A 13651-nucleotide genomic window follows, 5' to 3' on the forward strand; every position below is an offset into this window, starting at 1 on the left:
GGGATATATTCAAAAGAACAAAGCGCATGATGAGTGGGAGGAATTACGGTTGAAAGTGATGGCGATTGTGCTTGCGGCTGGACAGGGCAAGCGGATGAAATCGAAATTATATAAAGTTTTGCATCAGGTATCAGGCAAGCCGATGGTAGGCCACGTATGGAATACGGTGAAGGAGGCTCGCAGTGAGCGCACAGTTGTCGTTGTAGGGCATGGCGCGGATGCTGTGAAGGGCTATCTTGGCGACGGAGCTGAATATGTGCTGCAAGAGCAGCAGCTTGGAACTGGCCATGCCGTTCAGCAGGCGGAAGCCTTGCTGGGCTCAGAGGAAGGCACGACAATCGTCATTTGCGGGGATACGCCGCTTGTGCGGGCAGAGACGATTCAGTCGATGCTGGAGCTGCACAGCTCTACAGGCGCGGCGGCAACGGTGCTGACAGCGTCCTTTGATAACCCGACTGGCTATGGTCGCGTCATTCGCGGCGGCGATGTTGTAGAGCGGATTGTAGAGCAGAAAGACTGCACGCCGGAAGAAGCGGCTGTGAAAGAGATCAATACGGGCACCTACTGCTTCGATAATAAAAAGCTGTTCGCGGCACTGGCTCAAGTGAAGAACGACAACGCCCAGGGCGAATTTTATTTGACGGACGTCATCGGCATTTTCCGCGGGGCAGGCGAGGTCGTTCAGGGCTACTGTACATCTGATCTGGCGGAAGCAATCGGCGTCAACGACCGTGTCGCTCTTGCGGAAGCAGAGGGCTATATGCGGGAGCGGATTAACCGCAAGCATCTGCTGGAGGGCGTGACGCTTATCGACGCGTCGTCCACTTATATTGAGGCTGACGTACGTATTGGATCGGATACGATTATTTATCCGGGTACGGTTCTGCGCGGCTCGACCGTTATTGGGGAAGATTGCGTCATCGGACCTAATGCCGATATTCAAGATTCCGTTATCGGGAATGGTGTTACGGTGAAATATTCGGTAGCGGATCAATCCGTCATCGGCAACGAGAGCACTGTAGGGCCATATGCGAATCTTCGCCCGGGCTCCAAGCTTGGCGTCGGCTGCAAGATCGGCGATTTCGTTGAATTGAAAAACGCAACGCTTGACGACGGCAGTAAAGTCTCCCATCTGAGCTATGTTGGCGACGCCAAGGTTGGCAAGGACGTCAATATCGGCTGCGGCGCCATTACCGTTAATTATGACGGTTTCAATAAGTTCGTCACGGAGATTGGCGACAATGCCTTTGTAGGCAGCAACGTCAATCTGATTGCACCTGTGAAAATCGGGGACGGCGCTTATGTGGTAGCTGGCTCCACGATTACGCATGACGTGCCTGCTGGCGACCTTTCGATTGCGCGTGAACGCCAAGTGAATAAGCCGGGTTATGCGGATAAAATCCGGGCCCGGGCTAAAGTGAAAAAAGAAAATGCGAAGAAGGCAAAGTCCGAATAGCGTCTAGCTTTTGCTAGTAGAATCAAATGCTATGATTAATTCTCTGCCGGTTTGGGTACAGTTATACGGAATATGACTTTACTAGGAGGTTCCGATAGATGACCATACCGATGAATGTTGAGCAGAGAACAATTGGAACGAAAGGCGCGCTTCGCCTGTTGAGGGAAAGCGGCAAAGTACCGGGTGTCATATACGGCAAACAGCTTGCAGCGCCGGCTGCCGTTGCATTGGAAGAGAAGCAGGTGCTGGCACTGCTGCGAACTCATCCGAACGCAGTGTTGGACCTTGATATTCCCGGTGCCGGGAAGCAGCCGGTCATGATCAGCGAAGTGCAGCGCGAACCGCTGTCGCGCCGCTTGCTTCATATCGACATGCGCCAGATCAATATGAACGAGGAAGTAAGGACGCAGGTGCGGATTGACTTTGTTGGCGAAGCCAATGGCGTAGGCCAAGGCGGTATCCTGCAAGTGCTGCTGCATGAGCTTGAGGTCGAATGTTTGCCGGGCAGCATTCCGGAGGCGCTGGAGATCAATGTGGCCGATCTGGAGCTTGGGCATAGCCTGCTTGTTCGCGATGTACGTCCACCTTCCGGCGTTGAGGTGCTGTCGGACCCAGAACAAGTCGTCGTGACTGTGCTGGCGCCGCAGAAGGAACTGACGGAGGAAGAGGCAGAAGCGGCTGAAGTTGAACGGGTTGAAGCGGAGTCGAGATCCGAGGAAGCTCAAATGCACGAGGTGGATTTCGCTTAATTTCGCTTAACAAGCGGTATCGCCCTACGGCCTTGGTTACAGGCGTGGGGCAGATGCCGTTTTCTGTTTTATACAAGGGCAGGCAGGGATAACTGCTATTCGTGTAGAATGAAGAAGGACAACAACTAGCAAGAATGGGGACGAAGGTATGAAGTGGATTGCAGGGCTGGGGAATCCCGGCGCCGCTTATCAGAATACGAGGCATAATGTCGGTTTCATGGTAGTCGACGAGTTGGCAAGACGCTGGGACATCTCTGTCACGCAAAATAAATGCAAGGCGCTCATTGGCGAAGGCAATGTGAAGGGGACGAAGGTTGTTCTTATTAAGCCAATGACGTATATGAATCTATCGGGTGAGTCGGTTCGCGGCTTCTTGGATTATTTCAAGGCGGACCGCGAGGACGGCATTATCGTCTATGACGATATGGATACGGAAATAGGCAAGATCCGGCTGCGCTATCAAGGCAGTGCCGGCGGCCACAATGGCATTAAATCGCTCATTCAGCATTTGGGCACCCAGCAGTTCAATCGGGTGCGTATGGGCGTCTCACGGCCGCAGCCGGGACGCAGCATCGTAGATTATGTGCTTGATAACTTTCCGAAGAGCGAGCATGAGCTGCTGAAGACGATGGTTGAGCAGGCATGCGATGCGATTGAATACTCGCTCAGCAATTCATTTGACAACACGATGGCAAAGTTTAACCGCTAAGCCGTTAATTTACGCCAAAGCCGGGCATACTGAAGGGTATAACAATTCTTCAGGAGGCATACATATGGCTGTAAACTATATTTGCAGGCACTGCCGCACATCAATGGGGACTATCGAGCAAAGCGGAATAACGGAGCAGCAGCTCGGTTTCCATTTCTTGACCCCCGAAGAACGCAGCGATATAATAGCGTATAACCCAAACGGAGATGTGACGGTTAAAGTCATTTGCGACTACTGCAGGGAAGCGCTTGATGCCAATCCCGAGCTGGTTTTGGTCGCAAGCCCGCTGCAATAAGCGGGGAAATGAATGGTATGGCAAGGCCTTAGCGAACGCTGAGGCTTCTTTTCGATTGTTTGCAGAAAGCTTGTTTGATTGGAATAAAAGGCTTGGCAAATTGAAGGAGACGGAAATTTGCGAACGGGCTTTTGTCGCCAATGGACGGTTTAGAAACGAGGTGCCTTAACGATTGGAAGCATTAGTACAGGCTTTTGCTGCGGATCCGGACGTTCAGTCCATTATCGCCGGTGTCCGCAAAGGGATGCGGGAGCAGATGGTGTCGGGGCTCGCAGGCTCCTCCAGACAAGTGCTCGTCGCAGCCGTGAAATTGGACGTGGAGCGTCCGATGCTTGTCGTGACGCACAATATGTACGCCGCACAAAAAATAGCGGAGGATTTGCAGGAATGCTTTTCTCCCAATGAAGTATTGCTATATCCCGCCAATGAGCTGGTAGCTGCCGAAGCGGCGATCTCGAGTCCTGAGACGCTGGCGCAGCGCATGGACGCGCTAATCAAGCTGTCCGAAGGCTTCCGCGGGATCGTTGTCGTGCCTTTCTCCGGGGTTCGCCGCTATTTGCCTGTCCCAGGTGTAATGGCACAAGCGAAAATCCAGGTGCGAGTCGGAGACGAACTCGCTATTGAGCAATTTTTGCGCCAAATGGCCGGCATTGGCTATACACGCGTAGACCGGGTGGAGTCCAAGGGGGAAATGAGCGTTCGCGGCGGTATCGTCGATTTCTATCCGCTGACGTCGGCAACGGCGTACCGGATCGAATGGTTTGGCGACGATGTCGATTCGATTCGTACCTTTGATCCTGGCGACCAACGGTCGCTCGATAACTTGCAGGAGCTGACCGTTCCTCCGTGCCAGGAAATTTTGGCGGATGAGCGCCGCTTCAAGGCGGCTGCCGATCATGCGGCATCGCTGCTGGAGCAGCAGCTTGAGAAGATGACGGACCGGACGGCCAAGGATCGGCTTCGCAGTGAAATTGGCGGCGAGATCGAGAAGCTGCGGGAACAGGTTTATTTTCCGGAAATTTATAAATATATTTCTTTGCTGTACCCGGAGCGCCAGACGATATTGGACTATGTTCCGGAGGATACACTGCTCATAATGGATGAGCCTACTCGTCTGATCGAGACAGGCAAACAGCTCGAACGCGATGAAGCGGAGTGGGCGACGCATTTGCTCTCCAATGGCAAGTCGCTGCCAGGCTTTACGCTTGCGCGCGCTTCGGATGAAATCTTGCATCACCGCTCGTTCCAGACGTTGTTCCTGTCGCTGTTCCTGCGCCAGATTCCGCATACGCAGCCGCAGAACATCCTGAATATGACGAGCCGGGCCATGCAGAATTTCCATGGTCAGATGAATGTGCTCAAGGCTGAGATGGACCGCTGGCGCAAGACGGGCGCTAATGTCATGATGCTTGCCGGCAATGCTGAACGGATGGATCGGATGCGCCGTGTGCTTCAGGACTACAATATTGAGCCGCCTAAGCTGATTGAGGGCAACCTGCAGTCTGGCTTTGAGCTGCCTTCTTCGCATCTGGTTGTCATTACAGAAGGCGAGATGTTCACACAGAAGCAGCGGAAGGCTCGCCGCGTCGATAAGAAAATCGACAATGCGGAACGGATAAAAAGCTATACCGAGCTGAAGGTCGGCGACTACGTCGTGCATCAGAATCACGGCATCGGCAAGTACGTTGGTATCGGAACGCTGGAAATCGGCGGCATACACAAGGATTACCTGCATGTTCTCTATGCGGGCGGCGATAAGCTGTCTGTGCCGATCGAGCAGGTCGATATGATTCAGAAGTACGTCGGCTCCGAAGAGAAGGAACCGAAGATCAATAAGCTCGGCGGAAGCGAATGGACAAGGGCGAAGAATAAGGTTCGTTCGTCCGTTCAGGATATCGCTGACGACTTGATTAAGCTGTATGCGGAGCGTCAATCTGCACCAGGCTTCGCTTTTGGACTGGATACGGCCTATCAGAACGAGTTCGAAGCGATGTTCCCTTACGATGAGACGCGGGATCAGCTGCGGGCGATTGAAGAGATCAAGAAGGATATGGAGAAGTCGCAGCCGATGGACCGGCTTCTTTGCGGCGACGTTGGTTATGGCAAGACGGAGGTCGCGGTGCGTGCAGCATTCAAAGCGGCAATCGAGGGCAAGCAGGTAGCGATCCTCGTGCCAACGACGATTCTGGCTCAGCAGCATTACGAAACGTTCCGCGAGCGGTTCTCCGGCTATCCGTTCAACATTCAAGTGCTCAGCCGTTTCCGCTCCCGCAAAGAGCAGAATGAGACGATGAAGGGCTTGAAGGCAGGCACGGTCGATGTCGTAATTGGCACACATCGTCTGTTGTCGCAGGATGTTATCTTTAAGGATTTGGGACTGCTTATCGTAGACGAGGAGCAGCGGTTTGGCGTATCGCATAAGGAGAAGCTCAAGAAGCTGAAGACGAATGTCGATGTGCTGACGCTGACTGCGACACCGATTCCCCGGACACTGCATATGTCGATGCTTGGGGTGCGGGATCTGTCTGTCATTGAGACGCCGCCAGAGAACCGGTTCCCGGTTCAGACGTATGTTGTGGAGTACAATATGTCGCTTGTCCGCGAGGCGATTGAGCGCGAGCTCGCCCGCGGCGGCCAAGTCTACTATTTGTACAACCGGGTGCAGGGTATCTACCAGATGGCGGAGCTGATCAATTCGCTAGTTCCGGATGCGAAGGTCGCGGTAGGCCACGGGCAAATGTCGGAGCAGGAGCTCGAAAAAACGATTCTGGACTTCCTAGACGGGGAGTCGGACGTGCTCGTCAGTACGAGCATCATCGAGACGGGCGTCGATATTCCGAACGTAAATACGTTAATCGTGCATGATGCGGATAAAATGGGTCTCTCCCAGCTCTATCAGCTGCGGGGCAGGGTTGGACGTTCCAACCGGATTGCCTATGCTTATTTCACGTATCAGCGCGACAAAGTGCTGACGGAGGTGGCGGAGAAGCGGCTTCAGTCCATCAAGGAATTTACCGAGCTGGGCTCCGGCTTCAAGATTGCGATGCGGGACCTCGCTATTCGCGGAGCGGGCAATCTGCTCGGAGCGGAGCAGCACGGCTATATCGCTTCGGTCGGCTTCGATCTGTATTCGCAAATGCTGGCTGATGAGATTACGAAGCGGAAAGCGGAGATGGAAGGCGTTGAAGTGAAGGAAGAGCGTTCGGTCAGCACGCTAATCGATGTGAGCATCGACGCGTACTTGCCGTCCGATTACATCTACGACAGCATTCAGAAGATCGAGATCTACAAGAAGGTCGTGACTGTCCGTTCATTCGACGAAGCGGATGATCTAACGGAGGAGATTATGGACCGGTTCGGCAATCTGCCGCAAGCTGTCGATAATTTGCTGTCGGTTGCCCGCTTGAAGGTGTACGGCGCTATGTATGGCATCGAGCAGATTAGTCAAAAGGCTGACGATCTGATCGTCAAATTTGCGGCGCGCGAGAAAAAACGGATCGATTCGAAAAAGGTCGATCAGCTTTGTGTGGCCTTCGAGAACCGTTTCCGTCTAAGCAATGGCGTGCAGGATGATTACCCTTCCCTGCTGCTGCGCGGCAAAGGGCTGGAGATGGATCAGAAGCTGCAATTGCTGGAAAGGTTCCTGAAATCTTTCCAAGAGGCTCAGATTGGCGCGGAAGCACTGCAGGATGCGACATCCGGATAGAAAATTCGCATTGCGATGATGTTTTCTGTTACAATACTAACAACTTCCTATTTTGAAAGGGGATTCAGCATGTTGCATGGTACACGCAAATCGGCATGGCGCAGAAGCGCGCTGCTTGTAATCGCGGCAGTGCTCGTCATGACGGTTATGGCGGCTTGCGGCAAGAAGGATGAAGGGACAGGCACCACGTTTAAAGGGGCGGGAGAAGGTACAGTAATCGCCACTTATAAAGACGGTAAGGTAACGGAGCCTGAGTTCGACAGATATTTGGGCGTATTCAACATTATGCAGCCTGGATATGAGCAAGTCTTGGCGATTCCGCAATTCAAGGAACAATTGCTTCAGCAGTTCGTGTCCTACAAAGTGCTTGCTGGACAAGCTACTGAAGAGAACGTGAAGAAAGCTGGCGAAGAAACAGACAAGCAAATGAAGGATTTCGAAAAGGCGCTTAAAGAAAATGCCGATTTGAAAAAATCGCTTGATGATAAAAAAGTGACAAACGCCGACGTTAAGACATACTTGAGCTTGATGCTCGTCGTTGTAGAGCATATGAATTCCCAAGTAACCGAGGATCAAATTAAAGCCGAGTATGAGAAAAACGGCGGCAATTACAACCCGGTAACCGTTCGCCACGTATTGGTGACAACTACTGATCCTTCTACGGGTCAAGAGAAGCATAAGCCAGAAGAGGCGCTGAAGCTTGCCAAGGAAGCGAAAGCGGAATTGGAAGCCGGCAAGAGCTGGGATGAAGTCGCGAAGAAATACTCCGAGGACGGGGGCTCCAAAGACAAAGGCGGCCTCTATGAGAATGCCAATGCAGGGGATTGGGTAGAAGGCTTCAAGAAAGCGGCACTTGAGCAAAAAGTAGGCGTAATTGGCGATCCGGTTGAAACCGAATATGGCTATCATGTCATCAAGGTTGAGAAACGCGACGTGAAAGCTTACGCTGACCTCGACGAGAAAACGAAAGAATCCGTGAAGAGCGCGGTTGCTTACGAGCATATGAACACGTTCATGAAGGATGAAATGCCGAAGCAGGATTTGAAAATTACGCTTCCTAAGCCGTCTGCATCTCCGGATGCATCGGCTTCGCCTTCACCTGAAGCTACGTAAAAAACCTGAAGACGCAAAGTAATAACGGATTGAAAAGGACTGCCCCATGCGGGCAGTCCATTTTTTTGTTGGCTTCTTTCCTCAGATTTCAATTTTTGTGTAATATATATGTAATATATAAATAAGCTTTAAGAGGTATTGCGGCAGGTTTTATGGTGAAAATAAGCGGAAAATGCCCCGAATAACAGTTTCGTGAGACAAACGTCCCCCCTTTTTTAAAAATTTAATGTTATATATATTGACATACAATCTGACCGCCCCCTATAATAAGGATGCGAACATTGGAAATGCATTCCATGTAAATGTTCGTCATTAGATTAAATTTATAGAAGAATTGGGGAGTGGAGAGATGAGAAAGAAATGGTTTTATCAGATGGGACTCACTGCGGTAGTGCTTAGCATGGTGCTGGCTGCTTGTGGCAACAATGAAGAACCTGTATCCACTACATCAGGAGGCAATTCAGAGGCAGCATCGGGCGATACGATTAAGGTAGGGGTGCTTCATTCTTTGAGCGGTACGATGGCCATTAGTGAGGTGTCGGTGCGTGATGCCGAGATTATGGCGATCGAAGAAATTAATGCCGCAGGCGGCGTGCTTGGGAAGAAGCTTGTAGCCGTAGAAGAGGATGGCGCATCGGATTGGCCGACCTTCGCTGAGAAAGCGCGCAAGCTTATTTCTGAAGATAAAGTCGCGACCGTGTTTGGCGGATGGACGTCCTCCAGCCGTAAGGCGATGAAGCCCGTATTTGAAGAGTTGAACGGCCTGCTCTGGTACCCGGTTCAATATGAAGGACTTGAATCCTCTCCAAATATTTTTTATACAGGAGCCACAACGAATCAGCAGATCGTGCCCGCAGTTGACTGGTTGTTAGAAAATCGCGGCAAAAAGTTTTACCTGCTTGGCTCGGACTACGTTTTCCCGCGTACAGCTAACTTAATCATTAAGGAACAGCTGAAGGCTAAGGGCGGAGAATTGGCTGGCGAGGAATATACACCACTTGGCCATACGGATTACAGTACGATTATTAGTAAAATCAAAGCTGCGAAGCCGGATGTCGTGTTCAACACGTTGAACGGCGACAGCAACGTCGCTTTCTTCAAGCAGTTGAAGGATGCAGGCATTACCGTGCAGGACATGACGACATTGTCTGTGTCTGTAGCGGAGGAAGAAATCCGCGGCATCGGCGTCGACGTGCTCCAAGGCCATTTGGCAGCTTGGAATTACTATCAAACGACAGACACACCGGCGAACAAAAGCTTCGTTGCCAACTATAAGAAGAAGTACGGCGAGAATAGAGTGACGGCTGACCCGATTGAAGCGGGCTATACGGCAGTCTACCTCTGGAAAGCGGCTGTAGAGAAAGCGGGCTCCACTGATGTCGACAAGGTCAAGGAAGCGGCGAAGGGACTGGAGTGGGATGCGCCGGAGGGCAAAGTGAAGATCGACGGCGAAACGCAGCATATTTACAAAACGGTGCGGATCGGAGAGGTGCAGGCTGACGGGCAGTTCAAGGAGCTGTGGAATTCCGGTGAAGCGGTGAAGCCGGATCCGTACTTGAAAGGCTATGATTGGGCGGCAAGCATCAAGCCTACGGAATAGCGGGCTAAGCGGCAGCGCTCGGCGTCACATAAACGGTAACAGGCGGAGGGAGTATTCTAGGGCAATAGATAGATACTCCCTCTGTTGTTGCAGTGGGCGGCGACGCGCAAATCATGAAGGAGTTGAAGGCATATGGAAGTATTTACGCTGCAGTTATTCAACGGGCTGAGCGTTAGCTCGATTCTGCTTCTCATTGCATTAGGTCTCGCTATTACGTTCGGATTGATGAAGGTCATCAACATGGCGCATGGTGAGCTTATAATGATCGGCGCCTACTCCACCTATTTAACGCAAAATATTTTTAAAGACATATTGCCGCCATCGCTTTTCGACTGGTATTTTGTGCTGGCGATTCCGGTCAGCTTCCTTATTGCTTTTGTGCTTGGCCTTATTTTAGAAATGAGCCTCATTCGCTTCCTGTATGGCAGGCCGCTCGACAGTTTGTTGGCCACCTGGGGCGTTGGATTGGTGCTGCAGCAGCTGGCGAGATCGATCTTCGGGGCGCCAAATGTTGCGGTTACGAGCCCGTCTTGGTTTAACGGCGGTGTAGAGGTGTTAGGTGCCGTGCTGCCTTATAAGCGATTGTTCATTATTGGGCTTGTTGCCCTATGCTTGCTTGCCATGTACTTCTACATTTACCGCAGCCTAGAGGGGCGCAGAATGCGTGCTGTGATGCAGAATCGCGATATGGCTGCTTGTCTTGGTGTATCTACCAGACGCGTTGATGCCATGACCTTTGCGATCGGCTCAGGCATAGCGGGTATCGCAGGGTGTGCGCTTACGCTGTTGGGTCCTATTGGGCCGTCCCTTGGTACCTACTATATCGTCGATGCGTTTATGGTAGTCGTTCTTGGCGGTGTCGGCAAGCTGGTCGGCACAGTGCTTGGCGCAATGGGAATCGGCGTATTTAATACAATGTTCGAATATTGGACGAATGCTTCGCTCGGCAAGGTGCTCGTATTCCTCTGTATCGTTGCTTTTTTGCAATGGAAACCGATGGGGTTCGTGGCGATGCGCTCGCGTTCGCTTGATTCATAGAGAGAGGTGGAGAGACGGATGTTGACGCTGAAAAAATTAACGCCAGGGCGGATCTGGCTGTTGATTGGATATGCTGCCGCGGCTGCTGCTCTATTCTCGGCTCCGCTATTTCTAAGTGATTTTCGATTGAATCTGCTTGCGAAATTTCTCGCATTCGCTATTGTGGCGCTTGGGCTTGATCTGATCTGGGGTTTTACCGGTATTCTAAGCTTGGGTCATGGCATCTTCTTCGGTCTTGGTGCCTATGCGATGGCGATGTATTTGAAGCTGGAGGCGGGCGGCGGCAAGCTGCCGGACTTTATGGGCTGGAGCGGCCTGAATCAGCTGCCTTGGTTCTGGAAGCCGTTCGAAAACTTTGGATTTACAGTGCTAATGGGCATTCTCATACCCGCTTCACTGGCGCTTCTCCTAGGCTTCTTCACGTTCCGCAACCGCATTCGGGGTGTTTACTTTACGATTCTGACGCAGGCTTTGGTCATTATTACGACGACACTGCTCGTCGGCCAGCAAGCTTATACAGGCGGGACGAACGGTGTTACCGGCTATAGCAAGATCCTCGGCCAGTCTATTGCATCCTCCGATACGAAGCGGATGCTGTATTGGATTACTGCGGCGGTGCTGATCGCTGTTTTTATCCTTTGCCGCTATATCGTCAAGAGCCGGTTTGGCAAGGTGCTGTGCGCCATTCGAGACGGTGAGAACCGGGTGCGCTTCATTGGCTACAATCCGGCTGTCTATCAAATGGTCATTTTCACGATTTCTGCTGCGTTGGCTGGCATCGCTGGCATGTTGTTTGTACTCCATGTCGGAATCATTTCCCCGTCGATGATGGGGATCGTTCCTTCTATTGAGATGGTGCTGTGGGTTGCGATCGGGGGTCGCGGCACGTTAATTGGCGCAGCGCTCGGCGCGGTGCTGATGAACTGGGCGAAGAGTGAGTTCAGCACGACGTATCCGGAGGGCTGGACGTATTTTCTTGGAGCGGTATTTATTGTGGTGGTCGTATTCCTGCCAAACGGGCTGATGGGGCTTGCTAGCAAGTTTAAGCTAGGCAAAGGCAAAAAAAGGAGTGAGCCAAAGCATGATGGAGTCGAGTATCCTGCGGTGTGATGAAGTGACGGTGGAGTTTGACGGCTTCAAGGCGGTGCAAGGGATGAGTTTACAGCTTAAGAAAGGGGAGCTGCGCTTCCTAATCGGGCCTAACGGCGCCGGGAAAACGACGATGCTTGATGTCATCTGCGGCAAAGTGCGTCCGGCGTCCGGCCGTGTTACGTTCAAGGAATCTGTCGATATCGCGAAGAAAAAAGAGCATCAGATCGCCGAGCTCGGCATCGGACGCAAATTTCAGGCGCCTTCGATATTTCCGTCGATGACAGTAGCTGAGAATCTGGAGATCGCAATGCGCCAGCGGCGTGGTGTATTCACCGTGCTGTTCGCGAGAATGAAGGCGGAGGATGCTGCTCGAATAGAGTATCAGTTGGAGATGATCGGGCTGCAGGATAAGGCGGATTGGCGCGCGGGAGGTCTGTCTCATGGCGAGAAGCAATGGCTGGAGATCGGTATGATGCTGCTGCAGGAGCCGGAAGTGCTGCTTCTTGATGAACCGGTCGCCGGTATGACGGATAAGGAAACGGATAAAACGGGTGAGCTGCTGATTGAGATTTCACGCCAGCGCTCTATCGTTGTTGTGGAGCACGACATGGAATTTGTCCGTAATTTTGCGAGCAAGGTGACGGTCATGCATGAGGGGAAGCTGCTCAAGGAAGGGACGATGGAGGAAGTGCAGCGGGATGATCGTGTGGCTGAAGTCTACTTGGGAAAAAGGCGGGATGCGGATGTTAGCCGTTCAACAGCTTGAAGCGGGTTATGGTGAAAGTGTTATCCTTCGCAATGTGTCACTGAAGGTGAAGCCAGGACAGGTCGTGTGTCTGCTCGGCCGTAACGGAGTTGGCAAAACGACGCTTATGAAAAGCATTATGGGGCTGCTTAAGGCTCGAGGAGGCGTGGTTTCCTACAACGGGCAGGAATTGACGAAGCAAGCGCCGGGGCGGCGCGCAAAGAGCGGCATTGGCTATGTGCCGCAGGGCCGTGAAATATTCGGGCAGCTGACCGTTTACGAGAATATATTGATTGGATTAGAGGCTTCCCGCGACAAATCTGCGAAATCCATTCCGCAGGAGGCGATTGCTAATTTTCCCGTGCTGCCGACAATGTACGCTAGACGCGGCGGCGACTTGAGCGGCGGGCAGCAGCAACAGCTGGCATTCGCGCGAGCGCTGGCATCGAAGCCGGAGGTGCTTCTGCTTGATGAGCCGTGCGAAGGTATCCAACCATCTATTGTCGACGATATTCGGGATGTCATTCGATCTATTAAGGCAGATGGCAAGACGGCGATTTTGCTGGTGGAGCAAAGCTTGGAGTTTGTGAAAAGCGTTGGCGATTATTTTTATGTCCTAGAGAAGGGTGCGGTCGCTTGGGAAGGCGGCTTGGAATCGTTGACGGATGATGTTATTAAAAAGTATCTGACGGTGTAGACGGCGAGTGGTAAGTGATAGCCGGCCTCTTTGTGGAAGCGTTAAAAGACGTTTTCGCGAAAAGGCCGGCTATTGTTGTTCATAAATGCAAGGAGGTAGGGAAAAGTATGGAGGTAGTTGGCGTGATAAACGATAAATAGGGTGAAGGGTGGTGACAATGTGGCTAGAAGAAATCGAAGGCTGCTGGTGCCGGGGGCTAGAGCGGCGATGCAGAACTTCAAAGCCGATGTGATGCGGCAAGAAGGATATACGGTTGATCCCAATAATCCTGATGGAGTGAAGTATGAGGTGGCGAGTGAATTGGGTATTCCGCTCAAGCCGGGAGATAACGGGGATTTGAAGACGGAGGATGCCGGTCAGATCGGCGGGAAAATCGGGGGCTCTATGGTGCGCGAGATGATCCGGCTGGCGCAGGAGAAGTTGGCCAGACAATAATTATGGAGCTGAATAA

12 protein-coding genes are annotated in these 13651 nt (G+C 52.2%); all 12 read left to right on the forward strand.

All coding sequences use genetic code 11. The annotated features are described in order from the left end of the window. Positions 1-49 precede the first annotated feature (49 nt). A complete protein-coding gene (glmU, locus tag TY10_RS27595; RefSeq protein WP_042171303.1) occupies positions 50-1456 on the forward strand; it encodes a bifunctional UDP-N-acetylglucosamine diphosphorylase/glucosamine-1-phosphate N-acetyltransferase GlmU in 1407 nt (468 codons plus the stop codon). 98 nt (positions 1457-1554) lie between these two features. Further along, positions 1555-2205: a 50S ribosomal protein L25 gene (locus TY10_RS27600; RefSeq protein WP_042171216.1), complete on the forward strand. Its 651-nt coding sequence runs from the start codon at positions 1555-1557 to the stop codon at positions 2203-2205. A 148-nt stretch (positions 2206-2353) separates the two neighbouring features. Continuing rightward, the gene (gene pth, locus TY10_RS27605) at positions 2354-2914 is read left to right on the forward strand and encodes an aminoacyl-tRNA hydrolase (protein ID WP_042171218.1); all 561 of its coding nucleotides are present in this window, start codon (positions 2354-2356) and stop codon (positions 2912-2914) included. 64 nt (positions 2915-2978) lie between these two features. Then, the gene (locus TY10_RS27610) at positions 2979-3209 is read left to right on the forward strand and encodes an anti-sigma-F factor Fin (RefSeq protein WP_042171220.1); all 231 of its coding nucleotides are present in this window, start codon (positions 2979-2981) and stop codon (positions 3207-3209) included. A 172-nt stretch (positions 3210-3381) separates the two neighbouring features. After that, the gene (gene mfd, locus TY10_RS27615; RefSeq protein WP_042171223.1) at positions 3382-6915 is read left to right on the forward strand and encodes a transcription-repair coupling factor; all 3534 of its coding nucleotides are present in this window, start codon (positions 3382-3384) and stop codon (positions 6913-6915) included. Positions 6916-6984: 69 nt separating this feature from the next. After that, complete coding sequence (locus tag TY10_RS27620; RefSeq protein WP_042171225.1) at positions 6985-8028, forward strand: peptidylprolyl isomerase; 1044 nt, start codon at positions 6985-6987, stop codon at positions 8026-8028. 349 nt (positions 8029-8377) lie between these two features. Beyond that, complete coding sequence (gene urtA, locus TY10_RS27625; RefSeq protein ID WP_042171226.1) at positions 8378-9628, forward strand: urea ABC transporter substrate-binding protein; 1251 nt, start codon at positions 8378-8380, stop codon at positions 9626-9628. Between the two features lie 132 nt (positions 9629-9760). Beyond that, positions 9761-10666: an urea ABC transporter permease subunit UrtB gene (gene urtB / locus TY10_RS27630; RefSeq protein WP_042171228.1), complete on the forward strand. Its 906-nt coding sequence runs from the start codon at positions 9761-9763 to the stop codon at positions 10664-10666. Between the two features lie 18 nt (positions 10667-10684). Then, on the forward strand, positions 10685-11776 hold the full coding sequence (gene urtC / locus TY10_RS27635) for an urea ABC transporter permease subunit UrtC (protein WP_155986072.1): 1092 nt from the start codon (positions 10685-10687) through the stop codon (positions 11774-11776). Beyond that, a complete protein-coding gene (gene urtD / locus TY10_RS27640) occupies positions 11748-12524 on the forward strand; it encodes an urea ABC transporter ATP-binding protein UrtD (protein WP_042171230.1) in 777 nt (258 codons plus the stop codon). The genes urtC and urtD overlap by 29 nt, the downstream gene beginning before the upstream one ends. Beyond that, positions 12502-13200, forward strand: a complete 699-nt coding sequence (gene urtE / locus TY10_RS27645) for an urea ABC transporter ATP-binding subunit UrtE (protein WP_042171231.1) — start codon at positions 12502-12504, stop codon at positions 13198-13200. The genes urtD and urtE overlap by 23 nt, the downstream gene beginning before the upstream one ends. Before the next feature lie 159 nt (positions 13201-13359). Continuing rightward, positions 13360-13635 (forward strand): alpha/beta-type small acid-soluble spore protein, encoded by a 276-nt coding sequence (locus tag TY10_RS27650; protein ID WP_081735528.1) that lies wholly within the window; start codon positions 13360-13362, stop codon positions 13633-13635. The last annotated feature ends 16 nt before the right edge of the window (positions 13636-13651 follow it).

Source organism: Paenibacillus gorillae, from assembly GCF_000513275.1.
In the GTDB taxonomy this organism is placed as follows: Bacteria; Bacillota; Bacilli; order Paenibacillales; family Paenibacillaceae; genus Pristimantibacillus; species Pristimantibacillus gorillae.

Excerpts from the sequence above, each read along its gene's own strand:
- TY10_RS27600 (WP_042171216.1), top strand. The coding sequence starts at position 1,555 with ATGACCATACCGATGAATGTTGAGCAGAGAACAATTGGAACGAAAGGC.
- pth (WP_042171218.1), top strand. The coding sequence starts at position 2,354 with ATGAAGTGGATTGCAGGGCTGGGGAATCCCGGCGCCGCTTATCAGAAT.
- TY10_RS27610 (WP_042171220.1), top strand. The coding sequence starts at position 2,979 with ATGGCTGTAAACTATATTTGCAGGCACTGCCGCACATCAATGGGGACT.
- TY10_RS27620 (WP_042171225.1), top strand. The coding sequence starts at position 6,985 with ATGTTGCATGGTACACGCAAATCGGCATGGCGCAGAAGCGCGCTGCTT.
- urtA (WP_042171226.1), top strand. The coding sequence starts at position 8,378 with ATGAGAAAGAAATGGTTTTATCAGATGGGACTCACTGCGGTAGTGCTT.
- urtB (WP_042171228.1), top strand. The coding sequence starts at position 9,761 with ATGGAAGTATTTACGCTGCAGTTATTCAACGGGCTGAGCGTTAGCTCG.
- urtC (WP_155986072.1), top strand. The coding sequence starts at position 10,685 with ATGTTGACGCTGAAAAAATTAACGCCAGGGCGGATCTGGCTGTTGATT.
- urtD (WP_042171230.1), top strand. The coding sequence starts at position 11,748 with ATGATGGAGTCGAGTATCCTGCGGTGTGATGAAGTGACGGTGGAGTTT.
- urtE (WP_042171231.1), top strand. The coding sequence starts at position 12,502 with ATGTTAGCCGTTCAACAGCTTGAAGCGGGTTATGGTGAAAGTGTTATC.